Here is an 18,835-nt window from a genome sequence, read left to right as displayed (position 1 = left end):
AGCTGAGGGGAACAAAGAACCCGTTGTCACCGTTGCGGGCCGTCTCCTCCGGAACGGCAGGCGAACATGATACTTCCGACATCGACTTACCGCATTCAATTCCGCAACGGCATGACATTCGACCGGGCCATAGAATCTGTGCCCTATCTCAAGGCCCTTGGCATCAGCCATCTTTACGCTTCACCGATCTTTGCCGCGACGAGAGGTTCCACGCATGGCTATGACGTAACCGATGTCAATGAAATCGAGCCGGCTATCGGCGGACGCGACGGCTTTGACCGCTTGTGCCATGCTTTGAAAGACGCCGGGCTCGGCCTCATCCTTGACATTGTGCCAAATCATATGGCCGCCTCGACGGAAAACCCCTGGTGGCGAAGCGTGTTGAAGCTCGGTCAAGAAAGCCCCTATGCGGGCCATTTCGATATCGACTGGAGCGAACGGCTCACCCTGCCGATCCTTGGCAAGCCGTTCAACGATGCACTGTCGGATGGTGAACTACGCCTTAAACGCGATCCTGAAAGCGGCGAGCTGGCGCTCGGCTACTGCGATACACTCTTGCCCCTGAACCCCGACAGCACCAATCTTGTTCCAGCAAGCGCGGACGAGCCAGCGTTGGTCGACCTCGCATTAGACCAAGAGCTCATCGTCAGACTGCACCAGGCCCAGCATTGGCGGCTGACATATTGGAAAGAGGCGGCCAGACATCTGAGCTACCGGCGATTTTTCGAAGTAACGGGTCTGGTCGGACTGCGCGTTGAGGACGAGCAGGTTTTTGAAGATAGCCATCGGCTCATTCTCGAACTCGTCCGCTCCGGTCAGGTAGAGGGCTTGCGGCTCGACCATATCGATGGCTTGGCCGATCCGAAGCAATATCTGCAAAGGCTTCGCTCTGAGACAGGACCTAAGACCTATATAGTGGTCGAGAAGATCCTTGCCCATGACGAGACACTGCCCGCAAGCTGGCCGATCGCGGGGACCACCGGCTACGAATTCATTTCGGCGCTTGGCCATCTCTTCGTCGACGGAGGCGGCCTGCAACAGCTGGATACCATCTATGCGAATATCGCCCCGGACATGGTCGATACCGCTGCCGGTCTTCGCAAGGCCAAGCAATTGATGGTCTCGCGGTACTTCGAAGGCGAGACGACCCGGCTGGTGAAGATCGTCCATGGCGTTTATCCCGACCTTGACCGCCCCGCCATTGCGGCAGCCATCCACGAATCACTGATAGCCTTTCCCGTCTATCGCATCTATGGCAGCAAGGGTCGCCTTGAAGCACGCGATGCGGACGTGCTCAGCCGGGTCATTTCCAGCGCGGCAGAAAAGCTTGCTGACCGGCGAGCGATCGACGTTGTGGCAAGGTTATTGAAAGGTGAAGTACGGGGAGCAGCGGCGAAAGAATTCCGCCGCCGTTTCCAGCAGTTGAGCGGACCGGTCATGGCCAAGGCAATGGAGGACACCTTCTTTTATCGCTACACTCGGTTGCTTGCGGTAAACGAAGTCGGCTGCGATCCGGATCTCAAGCCGGGCGGCGTCGAGGCTTTTCATGCGTTGATGCTGAGGCGCGCGCAGACTCATGCACACGGGCTTTCGGCGACATCGACGCATGATACCAAGCGCGGCGAGGATGCGCGTGCAAGGCTTTACAGCTTGAGTGAAGGAGCCGATGTCTGGGCGCAGGCGGTGGAGCGCTGGCGCGAGATGAACCGTGATTGTCTGGTCGAGCTGCCGGGAGGGTTGACGCCGGAACCGAATGTCGAGTGGATGCTCTATCAAGCACTTGCCGGGATATGGCCGGAGGATTTCTCAAACGGTGAGGCCGAAGCGCTGATCGGGCGCTTCACGGCCTATGCGCAAAAGGCGATTCGTGAAGCAAAGCTCGGCACGAGCTGGAATGAACCGCATGCCGGCTACGAAGCAGCGGTCACAGCTTATGCAACAGCGTTGCTTTCATCGACCAACCTCGTCTTCCACGAGGACTTCGCAGCGCTAATGCGGCCCTTCATTGAGGCCGGCTATCTAAACACCCTGTCACAGACGCTGATTAAGCTCATGGCGCCGGGTGTTCCAGATATTTATCAGGGGGCCGAGATCCTGGATTTGAGCTTCGTCGATCCTGATAATCGCAGGGCTGTCGACATGACGGCATTGCATGCCAGCCTCCTGGAAGGAGCGCCAATTGCTAGTTTGACGGTGCCCGCGCTGAAGCAGCGCATCGTCCAAATCGGTCTTCATCTTCGAAAGCGGCAGCCGGCGCTTTTTGCGAAAGGAAACTATGTTCCGCTTGAGGTGTCAGGCAACCGCAAGGATCATGTTGTTGCCTTTGCACGAGAGTTAAACGGAACCTATGCAATGACCGTCGTTCCACGGTTGATGCTCGGGTGGCTCGATCCAGGCGTCCTATTCGCCGGTCCGGAATTCTGGAACGATACGGCAATCCAGGTGCCGGCCTTTCTTGAAGGGCGCCGCTGCGATCTCCTGACTGGTCAAATTCTCGATCCAGGAGGCAAGCTGCCACTTTCGGCGCTCCTTGGCAGCCAGCCTGTGGCGCTCGTAGAATCTGGTGGAACCGACGGAGGACCCTGACCATGAGGGTTCAGGGATCAAGGGTGAGAGCGCGTGGGAGCGGGAACAATGTTATCGCCCGTCGTCGGTCGAAATGGTCGCCAAGGCACAGCGCTCGCGCGCCAATAAAGGGGCGCAATTGACCGGGTCTCGGCCGTGTTCGTACCGGTCGTCGTTGTAACAGCGATAGCGGCCTTCGTCGCCTGGGACATGTTCGGGCAGGACCGCCTGTGGCCATCACCGCTTGCCCGTGCGCACTTGATCTTGCGACGCCGATGTCGATCATCAATGCGACGGTCCATGGCGCGCAGGAGGACGTGCTAATCCAGGATGCTGAAGCATTGGAGCGTTTCTCGAAGGTCGATTGCATTGATCCTCGACAAACGCTTGGCGTGCCAGTCGCTGCAGGCGTATTCTAGCCGGTCTCGGGCTTTTTAAAGTTCGCCGCAAGGCCTCGGTCTTGGTGATATGGCTTCCTGGGAGCCAGCTGTTTCGCAATCTCGCTTGGAATGACGAGAGGCATTCGCACGGTCCCGTTTAGACGATATAGCGCAGGCATCTCCGCAAGCCGAGACCAAGGGTGGTTCCTCCCATTTGTCAAAAAACATCAGAGGAACGGGAATAAAACCTCACGGGCTGTCGTATACTCAATCATGGAACGCAACGAACGGCCATTCGACGTTATCGGGCAGCTCGCAGCGCTGAGGCGCTACGCACGTGCGTTGGTGCGCAATTCGGATGACGCCGAAGATCTTGTCCATGATGCGCTGGTGCGCGCCTTCGAGAAGCGGCAGAGCTTTAGGCGCGGCGGCAACCTGAGGACCTGGCTGCTCTCGATTCTCCACAATGCCCATATCGACAGGGTTCGTCAGAATCGGTCCATAACGCGCCGGCACGATAAGGCAGCCATCGAGGCAGACCAGTCGCTGCCGGCGGGACAGGAGCATGCAGTGCGTCTTCAGCAGGTTCGTGAAGCTTTCTTTGACCTGCCGGAAGAACAGCGCGAAGCACTGCATCTCGTTGCGATCGAGGATCTTTCCTACCAGGAAGCTGCAGCCTCGCTGGGCATTCCGGTCGGAACGCTGATGTCGCGCATTTCGCGCGCCCGGACCCAGCTTCGCGAGTTCGAGGCAGCGACGCCTCGTGCCTCACACCTGAAACTAATCGGAAGGAACGGCAATGAAAGCAGTTGATCCGATCATCGATGCCGATCTCGACGCCTATGTGGATGGCGAACTGGATGTGGCTCGCCGCATCCAGGTGGAGTCTTATCTCTCGGAGAATCCGGCGATTGCTGCAAAGGTCATGGCCGATCTGAGCATCAAGGGCGAACTGCGTCTGGCGCTCGCCGGAGAGAACGCCTTTGGCCGGATCGAGACCCGCGACGCCGCACGGCGTCTGGAGCGGGGACTTTCTTACGGCCGTATCCTGCATTCGGTTCAAAGGATTGCCGCCGTCGGCGTTCTCGTGATGGCAGGCTGGGTGGCGCACACGTCCTTTGGTGCCTTTACGGCGACGGAGGTCGCCGCATCCGTTCCCGCCCCGCCCTACGTCGAGGATGCGGTGCGCGCCTACCAGACAGCCAAGCTCCGCGAAACGATGCCTTCGCAGCCAGCGGCACAATATAATGCTGACGACGTTCGTGCGGCGACGGCGATTGCGATGCCGGAGCTCCCGAAAGACTGGAAGGTTTCCGATGTCCAGATCTTTCCCTCTGAGTTCGGCCCCAGTGTCGAAATGGCGATCCGGGAACCGGACGGAAAGCAACTTTCGCTTTTTGCCGTGCGTCCTGGCGCGTTTGCCGTTCAGCCCGTCAGCCATCTGGCGCTCGACAATGCCCAGGCTGCTTACTGGCAGATTGGCGAGGTGGCCTATGCGTTGATTGCCAGCGACAAGGATCTTGAACTCGACCGGGCGGCCGAAGGGCTCGCCCGTTCGCTCTACTAGTGTCAACCCGAGGAGATCAAAATGAATCCGAACAATCCGCGATACGGCTACGGCTCCGCCGCAGGCTCGCAGGCCATCTTCGACGAGGGCCTCCGCCAGCATATGCTGCGCGTTTACAACTACATGGGTCTCGGCCTTGTCATCACCGGGATCGTAGCATTCATCGTCGGCAGTACGCCGGCCCTTTACGTGCCGATCTTCCAGTCGCCCTTGAAATGGGTCGTGATGCTCGCGCCGCTTGCCTTCGTCTTCTTCTTCACGTTCCGCATCCAGACGATGTCGGCAAGTGCTGCGCAAACGACTTTCTGGGCGTTCTGCGCGGTCATGGGACTTTCGCTTGCCTCGGTTTTTCTGGTCTTTACCGGCACGAGCATCGCGCGCACTTTCTTTATCGCCGCGACGATGTTCGGCGCGACCAGTCTCTATGGCTACGCGACAAAGCGTGATCTTTCACGCTTCGGCTCATTTCTGATCATGGGCCTGATCGGCGTCATCATCGCCAGCATCGTCAATATCTTCCTGGGTTCGAGCGCGCTGCAGTTCGCCATATCGGTGATCGGTATCCTCGTCTTCGTCGGCCTGACCGCATGGGATACGCAGAACATCAAGGAGCAGTATTCGGAAAATCACGATCAGGAATCGAACCAGAAGCTTGCTGTTTTCGGTGCGCTCTCGCTCTACCTGAACTTCGTGAACATCTTCCAACTCCTGCTCAACTTCACAGGCGAGCGGGAATAAAGACTGCGCTTCTGGGGGCAATGGAAGCGCAAGAACGCCCGGTTCGCCGTCTGTGACAGGATGGCGGGCCGGGTGTTCACCGAAATAGTCGGCCGGGCACCGTGCCCGGCCGTTTTGTCTCAGATGATACCCCAGGCACGGTAGCGTCCCCGGCCGGTGATTTCGCGGATGCCTATCTCGTTGAGAAGATTGAGTGCGCCCCGGCTCGTCACCCGCAACTGACGCGCAACCATCGTCGAGGAGACCATGGGCCGCGATAGGACGAATTCGGCAAGCTGCGGCAGGCTGCTGTTCGAGCGACGATCCCTGAATCGCAGTTCCATCTGCGTGCGGGCAAGCGACAGACGATCCATATCCTTAAGGCCGGCCGCCGCACTCTCACGCATTGCCTCGAGGAAGGCGAGCAGCCGCGTCGCCCGATCTCGCGAGCGGCGGCGCTCATGACGGATTACCTTCAATCCGGCATAGAAGGAAAAGAGATGAGAGGCGACCTTGCCCCGCGAGCGCAGGTAGCTCGAAACCAGAAGCCCGCCCAGCCAGTGCTGGCGCCGAAGCGGCTCAGTTCTCTCCCATGCCTCGAAAAGAACCGCTGCACCCAAGGCGGCAGGCAACTCATCGGCGAGCGGAATAACCGCACGCCAATCCGATAGACGCTGGGCCTCGTCCCATTCATCGTCGGCGAACAGGCCAAGCGGGTCGACAGGCGTCGCCTTCGGCCTTTCTTCCACCTTAGAACCTCTGGCGAGATGCGTATCGAGCAATCGCTGGGAGCGCGCGAGTACGGCGTCGATCTCGGCAAGTTCCAGTGACAGCAACGCTTCGCCTTCGTCCATTTCCTGTTCAGGCGACGCTGGCATGCTCCTAATTTCGGGTGCCCGCCCGGCATCATCTGGACCGCTGCCGGCAAGTACGTTCAATCCGGCGCCGCTCAGCGCCCAGAGCGGGTCGGCCGTCCAGATGCGGCGCCGCGCTCGCAGCACGGCATGGGCAATCGTCAGCTCGTGGCTCGGCGTCCGGCTGTCCATATGTGCATCATGCAGCACCAGGTCTTCGACGTGCACGAGTTCTCCGGCAACCCAGAGCGCGCTTGCAGCGTCGAAAAAATGCCCCCGTTCGGCAAAACCAGCGCCGACTGGCGAACGGGCCACCCTCTCATCCAGCCTGGCCAGCATATCCTCCGCCAGCGCGAAAGCGGGCAACAGGTTCTTCAGCAGGGTATTGTCGATTTCGTAGCGCATCTTCTCGGCCGGAAGTCATCTTGCTGTTTACTTCCGCTATTTGTGGGATGATTCGCAATAGAGCTGTTGTGGATTCTCAGGAGGCCGGGCTGAAACGGGCAACAAGCGCGTGGCGGTCGCCGGGATAGGTAAAGCGCACATGCGTCACAGGCCCGGCACTGCTCCAGGTGCGGCGCTCGATAACCAGGCATGCTGCCGCGCGGGCAATGTCGAGCGCTGCGGCTTCCTCAGCACCAGCCGCAAACGCGTAAATCTTGTGCTCCGCCTTGCTCCACGGAACCAGTTTCAAAAGCCAGGGGCCAGGCGCGATTGCGCCAAAGTCGGCATCGGCCGCTTCCGCAACGGTGCCCAGATTGATCAAGCGCTGTTCAAGACAGAAAGGCCGGGTCCCTGCAAAATGAACGCAAACGACCTCCTTCACGAAGCCGCCGGCCGGAAGGTCTAGTTTGTCATCCGCCCTTGCTTTGCGGTTTGCATTCTTCATGACCGAATACGCGTACGGCAGATTCAGCGATTGAACTTCTGCTTTGATGTCATGAATTTCCAGCACGGCGGACTGCGCCTGCGGCTGGGTGACGAAGCTGCCCGACTTCTTGCGGCGCTCGATCAATCCGGCTTTGGCCAGCTGCGTCAGCACCTTGTTGACGGTCATTCGTGAGCAATCGTATTGCGCGGCGAGATCGACCTCGAAGGGGATGCGATATCCCGGCGGCCACTCACCGGAAACGATGCGACCTTCGATCTCGCTCAAGATGCGCTGATGCAGGGTCGCATCCTTGCTATCGTTCATTATTCTCTCCGCTTCGCGCCACCTGCTCTATTGCCAATGCAGCAGCAAGGAAAGACTTAGGCGGCAAGCAATTGGCGCATTGCAGCAAGGAAACGTCGGCTGATCGCCTCACGCTGCCGATGACGGCCGGCTTCGACCTGCTTGCGGCCAAGTGCCCAGAGGCAATCGACCGCGACGCTGCCGGCGAATATCCAGTGGTCAAGGATTTGATCATGTGTGAGATAAGGCACCTGGCGGCAGTCAAGGGCGACGATATCTGCATAATTGCCTTCGGCGAGGCCCGCGGCAGCACCAAGCGCGCAACCACCACCCAAGAGCGCGTGATCGAACAGCGCTCGGCCCGTCGAGCCGCTGGTCTCTGCAATCACGTTGCGGGCGCGAAGTGCCAGTCGCTCGGAATATTCGAGCTGGCGGAGTTCCCCGGGAAGCGTAATCTGCACATTTGAGTCCGAACCAATGCCAAACCGTCCGCCCTCTTCAAGAAAGATCGGCGCTGGAAAAACCCCGTCTCCGAGATTGGCTTCAGTGATTGGGCAGAGACCGGCGACCGATCCGCGTTTTGCCATGCGCCGCGTTTCATCCTCGGTCATGTGAGTGGCATGGATGAGGCACCAGCGGCGGTCGACGGACGCATGCTCCAGGAGCCACTCGACGGGTCTCGCGCCCGACCAGGCGATGCAATCATCCACTTCCTTGAGCTGCTCGGCGATGTGGATATGGACTGGACCGCCTTCTGCAAGCGGCAGGAGCTTTGCCAATTGATCAGGCGTGACGGCGCGAAGGCTGTGAGGTGCAATCCCGATCTTTGCGCCGTCAAGCTTGCAGGTGATCGTGCGTGCCCGCTCCATCAGCCTGCCGAAGCCCTCAAGCGAGTTGACGAAGCGCCGCTGGCCATCGAGGGGAGCAGCACCGCCGAAGCTCGAATGGGCGTAAAAGACCGGCAGCAACGTCAGGCCGATACCGGCCGTCTCGCTCGCCGCGCCGATGCGTTCTGCCAACTCCGCAATATTGGCATAAGGACTGCCGTCCTTGTCATGATGCAGATAGTGGAATTCGCCGACGCGCGAAAAGCCGGCTTCGAGCATTTCCATGTAAAGCTGTGCGGCAACGGCCTCGACATGCTCCGGCGTCATAGACAGCGCGAACCTGTACATGACCGTGCGCCAGCTCCAGAAGCTGTCGGCTCCGGGACCACGGGCCTCGGCAAGGCCCGCCATGGCGCGCTGGAAGGCATGGCTGTGCAGGTTGGGCATCGCAGGAATGACGAGTTTGTGGCACTCGTCGCCCGCCTCGGCCTTTGCGCCGACCGCAATCTTCGCGATAAGGCCGCCATCAAGTGTGAGACGCACGTCGCTTCGCCACCCCTCAGGCAGGAGCGCGCTCGCCGCATGAAGTGTCGTCATCGCCTTTTCCCTTCCTGTGGGCCTGTCATCTTTCTTTTCCATGGAAACGCCCAAATTTCCACTTGTCACCCGGTTATTATGTATATACATGTTTCGACAGAAGGAAAGGCGTAAAGCTGATGAGCGGGAACAATCTTTTTGCGCGAGAGCAGAGGCCGAGCCTCTGGCGAAATGGCCGGCTGGCGACGCTCGACCCGGGTAAGCCGGGACTGGGTATTGTCGAAAAAGGCGCAATCGTCACGGAAAGCGGCCGAATCCGCTATGCTGGCCCGGAGGGCGAATTGCCGGTTTCCGTCATCGAACGTGCCGAAATCATCGACCTTGAGGGCCGCTGGGTGACGCCGGGGCTCGTCGATTGCCACACCCACATCATTCACGGCGGCAACCGGGCGCGCGAATTCGAAATGCGGCTTGGCGGCGCGACCTATGAAGAGATTGCCCGCGCCGGCGGCGGCATCGTCTCCTCGGTCAAGGCAACGAACGCGCTTTCTGTCGAAGGCCTTGTGCAAGCTTCCCTGCCCCGCCTCGATACCTTGCTTGGCGAGGGGGTGACGACGATCGAGATCAAGTCGGGCTACGGTCTCAGCATCGCTGGCGAAGTGAAGATGCTGGAAGCTGCCCGTGTTATCGGCAATATGCGACCGGTGCGCGTTAAGACCAGCTATCTCGGCGCCCATGCGACACCGGCCGAATACAAGGACCGCAACCGTGAGTATATAACAGACATCGTGCTGCCCGCTCTCGAAGAGGCGCACGCCAAGGGCCTTGTCGATGCCGTCGATGGGTTCTGCGAAGGCATTGCCTTCTCAGCGGAAGAGATCGGACTTGTCTTTGATCGCGCCGAGGCACTTGGCCTTCCGGTGAAGCTGCATGCCGAGCAGTTGTCTAATCTCGGCGGAGCTGCACTTGCTGCCGAGTATGGTGCGCTCTCTGCAGATCATCTCGAATATCTCGATGATGACGGCGTGGTCGCCATGGCGGCAGCCGGAACCGTCGCGGTGCTGCTGCCGGGCGCATTCTATTCCATCAACGAAAAACAGAAACCACCCGTCAAGGCGCTGCGCGCCGCCGGTGTTCCGATCGCGGTCGCGACGGATTGCAACCCGGGCACATCGCCTCTCACCTCCCTGCTTTTGGCGATGAATATGTCGGCGACGCTCTTCGGCCTGACGGTTGAGGAATGTATTGCAGGGGTCACACGCGAAGGCGCTCGCGCACTCGGCGTCGTTGCCGAAACGGGCACGATCCAGGCCGACAAATCCGCCGATCTTGCCATCTGGGAGATCGAGAGTCTGGCCGAACTTGTCTATCGAATCGGCTTCAACCCGCTCTTTGCGCGTGTCTTCAAGGGCGAAAGGATCGACCGTTGACCATCATCCTCCACCCAGGTTCCGTTTCGCTGAAACAGCTGGAAAAAATCTACTGGACCGGCGAAGCGGCGGAACTCGATCCCGCATTTGATGCCGGCATAAGGAAGTCGGCGGCGCGCATTGCCGAGATCGCCGCCGGCAATGCCCCCGTCTACGGCATCAACACAGGCTTCGGAAAACTCGCTTCGATTAAGATCGACAGTGCCGATGTTGCCACACTCCAGCGCAATCTCATCCTCTCGCATTGCTGCGGCGTCGGCGCACCGTTACCTGAAAACATCGTGCGTCTCGTCATGGCGCTGAAGCTCGTGTCACTCGGCCGCGGCGCCTCGGGCGTGCGACTGGAGGTGGTGCGGCTGATCGAAGCGATGCTGGACAAGGGCGTCATACCGGTCATTCCGGAAAAGGGTTCCGTCGGCGCCTCGGGCGATCTTGCGCCGCTTGCCCACCTGGCGGCCGTGATGATGGGAGAGGCCGAGGCCTACTTCAAAGGCGATCGGCTTGAAGGCGCGGAAGCCTTGAGCAAGGCTGGCCTTGCGCCGGTCGTTCTGGCCGCAAAAGAAGGCCTTGCGCTGATCAACGGTACGCAGACTTCAACCGCGCTCGCACTTGCCGGCCTGTTCCGTGCGCATCGTGCCGCCCAGGCGGCCCTGATCACCGGCGCCATGTCCACCGACGCGGCCATGGGCTCTTCGGCACCGTTCCATCCGGATATCCATACACTTCGCGGTCACCGCGGCCAGATCGACACTGCCGCGGCTTTGCGGGCGCTGCTAGAAGGATCCGTTATCCGGGAAAGCCATATTGAGGGCGACGAGCGCGTGCAGGATCCCTATTGCATTCGCTGCCAGCCGCAAGTCGATGGCGCCTGCCTCGATCTTCTGCGGACGGTCGCACGCACGCTTGAAATCGAAGCCAATGCAGTGACCGACAATCCGTTGGTACTTTCCGACAACTCCGTCGTTTCCGGCGGCAACTTCCATGCGGAGCCGGTTGCCTTCGCTGCCGATCAGATCGCGCTTGCGGTCTGCGAGGTCGGTGCAATTTCGCAGCGCCGCATCGCCCTGCTCGTCGATCCGGCTCTCTCCTACGGGCTTCCAGCCTTCCTTGCCAAGAAGCCAGGACTGAACTCCGGTCTGATGATCGCGGAGGTCACCTCTGCCGCGTTAATGTCCGAAAACAAGCAGATGTCGCATCCAGCTTCCGTCGACTCGACGCCCACTTCGGCGAACCAGGAAGATCATGTTTCCATGGCCTGCCATGGTGCACGCCGTCTGTTGCAGATGACCGAAAACCTTTTCGGCATCATCGGCATAGAGGCATTGACGGCCGCACAAGGCGTAGAATTGCGCACACCGCTTGCCACCAGCGGTGAACTGCAAAAAGCGATCGCTGCCATTCGCAATGTGGTGCCGACACTGGAGGTCGATCGCTACATGGCCGGCGACCTGCAAGCCGTCAGCGAACTTGTTGCAACCGGCGTATTGAACGCGTCGGTTTCCGAAAACATCCTTCCGTCCCTGGAGATCTGAGATGAGCAATCCCCGTCACAACATCCGCGAAATCCGGGCACCTCGCGGACCGGTGCTCAATGCCAAGAGCTGGATGACCGAAGCGCCGCTTCGCATGCTGATGAACAATCTCGATCCAGATGTGGCAGAAAATCCCAACGAACTCGTCGTCTATGGCGGCATCGGCCGCGCTGCCCGTACCTGGGAGGATTTCGACCGCATCGTCGCGACATTGAAGACGCTTACCGAAGACGAGACGCTTCTGGTGCAGTCCGGCAAGCCGGTCGGCGTCTTCCGCACGCATAAGGATGCGCCGCGCGTCCTGATCGCCAATTCCAACCTCGTGCCGCACTGGGCGACTTGGGACCACTTCAACGAGCTCGATAAGAAGGGCTTGGCGATGTATGGACAAATGACGGCAGGCTCATGGATCTACATCGGCACACAAGGCATCGTCCAGGGGACCTTTGAAACCTTCGTCGAGGCGGGCCGGCAGCATTATGGCGGCAACCTCAAGGGTAAATGGATCCTGACCGGCGGCCTTGGCGGCATGGGTGGCGCCCAGCCGCTCGCTGCCGTCATGGCCGGCGCCTGCTGCCTTGCCGTCGAGTGCAATCCGGACTCGATCGATTTTCGCCTGCGTACCCGATATCTCGATGCCAAGGCCGAAACGCTGGACGAAGCCCTCGCCATGATCGGTCAGTGGACCAAGGCTGGCCAAGCCAGATCGGTCGGCCTTCTTGGCAATGCCGCCGAAATTCTTCCTGAAATGGTCCGCCGCGGCATCCGTCCGGATATCGTCACCGACCAAACGTCAGCCCACGACCCGATCAACGGCTATCTACCGAAAGGATGGACGATCGCGCAATGGAAGGCGATGCGCGAAAGCGATCCGAAGGCTGTCGAAAAAGCGGCTCGCGCCTCCATGCGCGAGCATGTCGAAGCGATGATCGCATTCTGGGATGCAGGCATTCCGACGCTCGATTACGGCAACAATATCCGCCAGGTTGCTCAAGACGAGGGTCTCGAAAACGCCTTCGCTTTCCCCGGCTTCGTGCCTGCCTATATCCGCCCGCTCTTTTGCCGCGGCATCGGTCCCTTTCGCTGGGCAGCACTCTCGGGCGATCCGGAAGATATCTACAGGACCGACGCGAAGGTGAAGGAATTGCTGCCGGACAACAAGCACCTGCACAACTGGCTGGACATGGCCCGCACGCGTATCGCCTTCCAGGGTCTGCCGGCGCGCATCTGCTGGGTCGGCCTTGGCGACCGTCATCGTCTTGGGGTTGCCTTCAACGAAATGGTGAAAAGCGGCGAGTTGAAGGCGCCGATCGTGATCGGACGCGACCACCTCGATTCCGGCTCGGTTGCATCGCCGAACCGCGAGACGGAAGCGATGAAGGATGGTTCTGATGCGGTCTCAGACTGGCCGCTGTTGAACGCTCTTTTGAACACCGCCTCCGGCGCAACGTGGGTTTCTCTCCATCACGGCGGCGGCGTCGGCATGGGCTATTCGCAACATTCAGGCATGGTCATCTGCTGCGACGGCACCGACGATGCGGCCCGCCGCATCGAACGCGTGCTTTGGAACGACCCGGCGACCGGCGTCATGCGCCATGCCGACGCCGGCTACGATATCGCGCTTGATTGTGCCAAGGAGAAGGGGCTAAGGCTGCCGGGGATCTTGGGAGACTGAACCAATGCAGATCCTTCGCGCGGCCGATCACCGGCGCATGCCGTGGAAGAACGGCGGCGGCGAGACGGTGGAGGTGGCCGTTTGGCCGCCCGGTGCGGGCCTTTTCGATTTCGACTGGCGGGTCAGCATGGCCACGGTTGCTTTCGATGGACCCTTTTCGATTTTTCCCGGCATCGACCGCACACTTTCAATCCTGTCCGGCAGTGGCATGATCCTTAAGATCGACGGCAAAGAGCCTGCGCTCCTGGCACAGGACAGCCCGCCATTTGCTTTTTCGGCCGACATTGGCGTCACGGCACGACTTGTGGCGGGGCCGATCACAGACCTCAATGTCATGACGCGGCGGCACGCCTTTGCCCACAAGGTCGTAAGGCTGCATATCGAGCAAAGCTGGAGCGGCTCTCTACCGGCCGCAGTATCGCTTGTGCTGTGTCACGAAGGCAAAGCAGCATTTGAACTGGCCGAAGAAAGCGGCATGATTCATACCGGCGATGTCTTGATGATCGAGGCTCATAACCGCGAAGCTTTGACGCTTGCTGGTGCTGCCACCTGCTACTTGATCAGCATTATGGAAGCCGATGACTGAAGGAGCCGGCATCATCGACCCTCGTGGAGCCGCTTGGTTTTGAGATCTGCTCGCCGCGTTTGCAAAGACAAGCAGCGAAGGCGAGCATGGACCCACTATCGGCAAAGCATTGAGCGGGACGGCGAGCCGGCGTTCCGGCTCGCTATTGCCTGCCCCTGAACCGCCGCTGATAGGAGGCGTCGTAAAGAGCGCTTTCGCGAAAATCGCAGGCAGCAAGCGTCGGACCGACGAAGATGATCGCCGTGCGCTCGATCGGTTCGAGGGCGACCCTCGCCTCGATGTCGGCAAGCGTGCCATGCACGACGCGCTCGTCCGGCCAGGAGGCTTTGACGACGATCGCAACAGGACAATCAGCGCCGTAAAGTGGTGTCAGTTCTTCAACGACCTGGCTGAGCGCATGAATTGCCAGATGTATTGCAAGCGTCGAGCCCGTGGCGCCAAACTTGGCGAGCGTTTCCTCACTCGGCATCGGCGAAGCGCGGCCCGAGACGCGCGTAAGCACCAGGCTCTGAGCAACGGCCGGAATCGTCAGTTCCCGGCCCAGGGCGGAGGCCGCAGCAGCAAAGGCCGGAACGCCCGGTGTCATCGTGTAGGCGATGGCATGCTTGTGAAGACGCCGAACCTGCTCAGCAACAGCGCTCCAGACGGATAGATCGCCCGAGTGCAGACGAGCCACATCCTCCCCCGCGTTGGTCGCACGCACAAATTCCGCCTCGATCTCATCGAGTGACATCGGTGCGGTATCGATGATGCGCGCATCCGGCGGGCAATAGTTGAGCAGTTCGGGCGATACGATCGATCCGGCATAAAGGCATACCGGGCATCTGCCAATGAGGTCCCGGCCGCGAACGGTGATGAGATCAGCCGCACCTGGGCCGGCTCCTATGAAGTGAACCGTCATTTCTAGTCCTTGATCCAGCGCCATTGCACCACCGGCATTGCCGGGCGCCAGCCGCTCATTGCGCCGAGCGGGGCGGCTCGGCAAACCTCGATCCTTGTCAGAAAGCCGCCGCGCCTGGCTTGTTCGGCAAGCAGAACGGCCTCCATTTCCAGTGTCACCGCATTGGCCACAAGGCGCCCGCCGCTTTTGAGCGAGATGATTGCGGCATCCATGACGCCTGGCTCGCTGCCGCCTCCGCCGACAAATATGGCGTTAGGTTCCGGCAATCCCCTCAAAGCCGCAGGGGCTCTTCCCTCGACGACGGCAAGGTCGGGCACCCCGAACGCGGCAGCATTTCGCGCGATCCGGCTGACGCGACCTGGCGATTGCTCGATAGCGACCGTCTTCAGTGATGGGTCGCAGAGCATCCACTCGATGCCGATCGAACCCGAGCCGGCTCCGATATCCCACAGCAGTTCCCCATGGCGCGGTGCAAGTGCCGACAGCGTCAGAGCGCGGATTTCTCGCTTGGTGATCTGCCCGTCGTGCTCAAAGAGTTCATCGTCGCGGCCGGGGGCAAATGGCAGGATGCGAGCTTCATTTCCCGCCTTGACCTCGACGGCGCAGACATTGAGAGGGTCGATATCCCTAAACTGGAAGTCTTCTGCAGACGTGCTGAAGATGCGCTCGCGCGGGCCGCCGAGCGCCTCCAGAACCGTTATGCGGGAGTGGCCAAAGCCGCTGTTTGACAGCAGCACAGCCAGTTCCCCCGGCCCCTTCCCGTCGGATGTCAGCGCAATGATGCGCCGTCCGGAATGCAGATGCGGGCGGATGAGATTGATGGAACGGCCATGCAGCGAGAGGCAGGCAGTTTCCTGCATCGGCCAGCCTAGACGCGACGCGGCCATGCTGAAGGCTGACGGAGCTGGGATCGTGCGCATCTCCTCGGCATTTACATGCCGCGAGAGTGTTGCGCCGACACCGAAAAGAAATGGGTCACCGGAAGCGAGTACGACGACCGGTGTACCGCGCCGCCTAACAATAGCATCGATCGACTTTTCGAAGGGGCTTTGCCAGACAAGCCGCTCGCCGGCAATCAGACTATCCATCAGCGCATGATGCCGTTCGCCGCCGAAGACGGCAGGCGCGCTCAGAATCAGCCGCTTGGCGTGCTCGCCAAGTCCTTCTGGACCATCCTCGCCGATACCGATAATGGTCAGCCAGGGTTTCGGAGTGAGGCTAGGCATATCAGACATGGCAAAAATCCGCGTGCTGATACTGGGCGGGACGAGCGAAGCGCGTGCCTTGGCACAGATGCTTTCCAAGAGGGCCGGCTTTGACATCCTGCTGTCCTTGGCCGGCCGCACAGAAAAACCCTCCGTCCAGCCTGTCCCCGTTCGTATTGGTGGTTTCGGCGGAGTGGAGGGCCTTGCTTCTTTCCTGCGCGACGGACGATTTGACATTCTCGTCGATGCGACACATCCCTTTGCCGCACGCATCTCGGCCAATGCCGTCGCCGCAGCGCGACTTTCCGGAATTGCGGCCCTTGCCCTCCACCGGCCCGAATGGATCGAGCGACCGGGTGACAAATGGACCGCGAGCAGTAACATCGCGCAGGCAATCGCCGCGCTTGGGCCCGTTCCCCGCCGCGTCTTTTTGGCGATCGGGCGTCAGGAGGCGCACTATGCCGAGGCGGCGGCACATCATTTCTATCTTGTTCGCAGCGTCGATCCCGTCACCCCGCCGCTCGATATCGAAAACGCCGAGTATATTCTCGATCGTGGCCCCTTCGATGTGGACGCCGAGGCCGCGCTTTTTGCCTCTCACCGCATCGATGCTATCGTCGCCAAAAACAGCGGCGGCGCTTCGACCTACGCAAAAATCGCGGCGGCTCGCCATCTCGGCATTGAAGTCTTCATGATCGCCCGTGCGCCCGCTCCTGCCATGAGAGCGGTCGAAACCGTCGAGGAAGCGCTTGGCGCGATCGATCAACTGTTTCCTCCCGCCATAGAACGGGGAGTATAGACGAGCTCGGGCCTGCCGCCGCCGGAAATGATCCGTGTTTCTGGCGACCCGATGATGATGCATGTCGCCATATCGGCAATTGAAGCGTGGGCGTCACCGAGGGGCTGAATGATGATTTTTTCGTCGGGACGTCCGGCTGCGCGCCCGAAGATCACCGGCGTCTGCTGCGGCAGTTGCGCGCGCAGCAATTCAAAGGCCTTGCCGAGCTGCCAGGGCCGCGCTTTGCTGATCGGATTGTAAAGCGCAATCACGAAGCCCGCCTTGGCAGCCAATGTCAGGCGCTTTTCGATGATCTCCCAGGATTTGAGGTTGTCCGAAAGCGAGATTGCGCAGAAGTCGTGGCCGAGCGGGGCGCCGACACGCGCAGCAACCGCAAGCATTGCGGTGATGCCCGGAACGACGACCAGTTCGACGGAACGCCATTCGGCCGGACCTGTGTCGATTGCCTCGCAGACTGCCGCTGCCATGGCGAACACACCGGGATCGCCGCCGGAGACGATGCAGACCTTGCGGCCGCCTGCCGCCATCGTCAAAGCATCCGCTGCCCGCCTCATCTCCTCGCGATTGTCGGAAGAATGACGATTTTGGTGGGCGCGAAGCTGCAGCCGGTCCAGATAGGGCCCATAGCCGAAGAAATCGGTCGAGGCCGAAACCGCTGAATGCGCTTCCGGTGTCATCTGCTGTGGGCTGCCAGGACCGGTGCCAATGACGAACAGGATTCCACTCATCGACTTGCCTCCCAGCCTGGTACCAGCACCAGCGAGAAATACGGCGCGTCACCCTCCGGCCGCTCCGCAAGCTTCGCCATTGCGGCATTCGCCATCGTCCCACGCTCGACATAGACGGCTTCGCTAAGACGCCCTGCTGCTTCAAGAGCGCGGCGGATCTTCGGAAGATTGCGGCCGACCTTCATAATGACGGCTGCCTGGGTATCGGCAAGCCGCCGGGTCAGTTCCGCTTCGGCCATGGTGCCCGGCAGCACGGAAAGGACATCGTCACCTTGCACGATCGGCATGCCGGCAAGCGACCAGCAACCGGACATGGCGCTGATGCCCGGAATCACCTCGGTCGGATAGCGACCGGCAAGGCGCACATGCAGGTGCATATAGGATCCGTAGAACATCGGATCGCCTTCGCTGAGGACAGCAACGGTTCTTCCCGCATCGAGGCGCGCTGCGACCGCGGCTGCAGAATCATCGTAGAAGGCAGTGATCTGGCTTTGATAGAACGTCTCGCTTTTTTCGATTTCAGTGGTCACCGGATAGTAGAGCGGCAGCAGTTCTGTCTCGGGACTGATCAAGTGCTGGACGACCGCCCGGCCGTTGCCGGCCCTGCCCTGTTTGGCGAAATAGGCAATGACATCCGCAGCTTCGATCGCTTTCTTTGCCTTGATTGTCAACAGATCTGGGTCGCCTGGACCCGTTCCGACGCCGATCAGTCGGCTTGGCCTGGTCATAGTCCCGACCTCGCCAGCGCGTTGATTGCGGCGGCAGTCATCGCACTGCCGCCCAGGCGACCGCGAACGATCGCGAAGGGCACGCCATAGGAATTTTCCGCCAACGCGTCCTTTGATTCTGCCGCACCGACGAAGCCGACCGGCATGCCGATGATGGCCGCCGGCCGCGGTGCGCCGCCGCGCAATCGTTCAAGAAGGTGGAAGAGTGCCGTTGGCGCATTGCCTATCGCGACAACGCTGCCGGCCAGACGATCGATCCAAAGGTCGACGGCCGCCGCCGAACGCGTGTTGGCGCTTGCTTCTGCCATTTGCGGAGTGCGGGGGTCGCGCAGAGTGCAGATCACGTCATTGTTTTCTGGCAGCCGGGCGCGTGTGATGCCGTGGGCGACCATTTCCGCGTCGCAGAAGATCGCTGCGCCCTTTTTGAGCGCGCCGCGCGCTGCATCGACGAAACCCGGCGAAAAGTCGAAATATGTCGCGGCTTCGACCAGCCCGCAGGCATGGATCATGCGCACGGCAATCTCGGCCTCTTCCGTCGAAAAGCGCGAGAGGTCGGCTTCGCTGCGGATAATCGCAAAGGAGCGCTCGTAGATCGCCTCGCCGCTGCGGATATAATCGTAATCTGGCATT

Annotated in this window: 17 protein-coding genes and 1 pseudogene; 10 read left to right on the top strand and 8 right to left on the bottom strand. The window is 60.5% G+C overall.

Going from position 1 to position 18,835, the window contains the following annotated elements; all coding sequences use genetic code 11:
* Nucleotides 1-66 precede the first annotated feature (66 nt).
* The 5 genes and pseudogenes from treY to AM571_RS29700 all read left to right on the top strand — a co-directional run bounded on the left by treY (nt 67) and on the right by AM571_RS29700 (nt 5,250).
* Complete coding sequence (treY, locus tag AM571_RS29720; protein WP_074064563.1) at nt 67-2,586, top strand: malto-oligosyltrehalose synthase; 2,520 nt, start codon at nt 67-69, stop codon at nt 2,584-2,586.
* A gap of 67 nt (nt 2,587-2,653) precedes the next feature.
* Nucleotides 2,654-2,936 (top strand): annotated as a pseudogene (locus tag AM571_RS29715) (copper-transporting ATPase); the annotation flags it as partial.
* Nucleotides 2,937-3,218: 282 nt separating this feature from the next.
* On the top strand, nt 3,219-3,758 hold the full coding sequence (locus AM571_RS29710) for a sigma-70 family RNA polymerase sigma factor (RefSeq protein ID WP_074064561.1): 540 nt from the start codon (nt 3,219-3,221) through the stop codon (nt 3,756-3,758).
* Nucleotides 3,745-4,512 carry an anti-sigma factor family protein gene (locus AM571_RS29705; RefSeq protein WP_074064560.1) on the top strand — a complete coding sequence of 256 codons (768 nt, stop codon included), beginning with the start codon at nt 3,745-3,747 and terminating at the stop codon, nt 4,510-4,512. The genes AM571_RS29710 and AM571_RS29705 overlap by 14 nt, the downstream gene beginning before the upstream one ends.
* A 21-nt stretch (nt 4,513-4,533) precedes the next feature.
* Nucleotides 4,534-5,250 carry a Bax inhibitor-1/YccA family protein gene (locus AM571_RS29700; RefSeq protein ID WP_074064559.1) on the top strand — a complete coding sequence of 239 codons (717 nt, stop codon included), beginning with the start codon at nt 4,534-4,536 and terminating at the stop codon, nt 5,248-5,250.
* Between the two features lie 119 nt (nt 5,251-5,369).
* Here the strand turns inward: AM571_RS29700 and AM571_RS29695 are convergent, their stop codons facing one another.
* The 3 genes from AM571_RS29695 to AM571_RS29685 form a co-directional block, all read right to left on the bottom strand.
* A complete protein-coding gene (locus tag AM571_RS29695) occupies nt 5,370-6,488 on the bottom strand; it encodes an RHE_PE00001 family protein (protein ID WP_074064558.1) in 1,119 nt (372 codons plus the stop codon).
* A 76-nt stretch (nt 6,489-6,564) separates the two neighbouring features.
* On the bottom strand, nt 6,565-7,278 hold the full coding sequence (gene hutC, locus AM571_RS29690) for a histidine utilization repressor (protein ID WP_074064557.1): 714 nt from the start codon (nt 7,276-7,278) through the stop codon (nt 6,565-6,567).
* Nucleotides 7,279-7,334: 56 nt separating this feature from the next.
* Complete coding sequence (locus AM571_RS29685; protein ID WP_074065657.1) at nt 7,335-8,681, bottom strand: formimidoylglutamate deiminase; 1,347 nt, start codon at nt 8,679-8,681, stop codon at nt 7,335-7,337.
* A 119-nt stretch (nt 8,682-8,800) separates the two neighbouring features.
* Here AM571_RS29685 and hutI point away from each other — a divergent pair, with 119 nt between their 5' ends.
* The 4 genes from hutI to AM571_RS29665 are packed head-to-tail and all read left to right on the top strand — an operon-like array spanning nt 8,801 to nt 13,844.
* Nucleotides 8,801-10,051 carry an imidazolonepropionase gene (gene hutI / locus AM571_RS29680; RefSeq protein WP_074064556.1) on the top strand — a complete coding sequence of 417 codons (1,251 nt, stop codon included), beginning with the start codon at nt 8,801-8,803 and terminating at the stop codon, nt 10,049-10,051.
* The gene (gene hutH, locus AM571_RS29675; protein WP_074064555.1) at nt 10,048-11,583 is read left to right on the top strand and encodes a histidine ammonia-lyase; all 1,536 of its coding nucleotides are present in this window, start codon (nt 10,048-10,050) and stop codon (nt 11,581-11,583) included. Before hutI ends, hutH begins: the two co-directional genes overlap by 4 nt.
* 1 nt (nt 11,584) lies before the next feature.
* Nucleotides 11,585-13,258: a urocanate hydratase gene (gene hutU / locus AM571_RS29670; protein WP_074064554.1), complete on the top strand. Its 1,674-nt coding sequence runs from the start codon at nt 11,585-11,587 to the stop codon at nt 13,256-13,258.
* A 4-nt stretch (nt 13,259-13,262) separates the two neighbouring features.
* Complete coding sequence (locus AM571_RS29665; RefSeq protein ID WP_074064553.1) at nt 13,263-13,844, top strand: HutD family protein; 582 nt, start codon at nt 13,263-13,265, stop codon at nt 13,842-13,844.
* A 142-nt stretch (nt 13,845-13,986) separates the two neighbouring features.
* Here the strand turns inward: AM571_RS29665 and cobM are convergent, their stop codons facing one another.
* Nucleotides 13,987-14,745 carry a precorrin-4 C(11)-methyltransferase gene (cobM, locus tag AM571_RS29660; RefSeq protein ID WP_074064552.1) on the bottom strand — a complete coding sequence of 253 codons (759 nt, stop codon included), beginning with the start codon at nt 14,743-14,745 and terminating at the stop codon, nt 13,987-13,989.
* A gap of 2 nt (nt 14,746-14,747) precedes the next feature.
* On the bottom strand, nt 14,748-15,980 hold the full coding sequence (gene cbiE / locus AM571_RS29655; protein WP_074064551.1) for a precorrin-6y C5,15-methyltransferase (decarboxylating) subunit CbiE: 1,233 nt from the start codon (nt 15,978-15,980) through the stop codon (nt 14,748-14,750).
* Here cbiE and AM571_RS29650 point away from each other — a divergent pair.
* Nucleotides 15,979-16,749 (top strand): cobalt-precorrin-6A reductase, encoded by a 771-nt coding sequence (locus AM571_RS29650; protein WP_074064550.1) that lies wholly within the window; start codon nt 15,979-15,981, stop codon nt 16,747-16,749. The two genes, cbiE and AM571_RS29650, sit on opposite strands and share 2 nt — an antisense overlap.
* Here AM571_RS29650 and AM571_RS29645 read toward each other — a convergent pair.
* From AM571_RS29645 to AM571_RS29635, 3 genes are read right to left on the bottom strand one after another with little or no spacing between them, the layout of a single operon-like run.
* Complete coding sequence (locus AM571_RS29645; RefSeq protein WP_074064549.1) at nt 16,713-17,477, bottom strand: precorrin-3B C(17)-methyltransferase; 765 nt, start codon at nt 17,475-17,477, stop codon at nt 16,713-16,715. The two genes, AM571_RS29650 and AM571_RS29645, sit on opposite strands and share 37 nt — an antisense overlap.
* On the bottom strand, nt 17,474-18,205 hold the full coding sequence (locus AM571_RS29640) for a precorrin-2 C(20)-methyltransferase (RefSeq protein ID WP_074064548.1): 732 nt from the start codon (nt 18,203-18,205) through the stop codon (nt 17,474-17,476). The genes AM571_RS29645 and AM571_RS29640 overlap by 4 nt, the downstream gene beginning before the upstream one ends.
* A complete protein-coding gene (locus AM571_RS29635; protein WP_074064547.1) occupies nt 18,202-18,834 on the bottom strand; it encodes a precorrin-8X methylmutase in 633 nt (210 codons plus the stop codon). Before AM571_RS29635 ends, AM571_RS29640 begins: the two co-directional genes overlap by 4 nt.
* Nucleotide 18,835: the final 1 nt, after the last annotated feature.

The sequence above is a fragment of the Rhizobium etli 8C-3 genome (genome assembly GCF_001908375.1).
Classification (GTDB): Bacteria; Pseudomonadota; Alphaproteobacteria; order Rhizobiales; family Rhizobiaceae; genus Rhizobium; species Rhizobium etli_B.
Note: the sequence above shows the minus strand (reverse complement) of the source record. Positions and strands in the feature narration are given on the sequence as shown.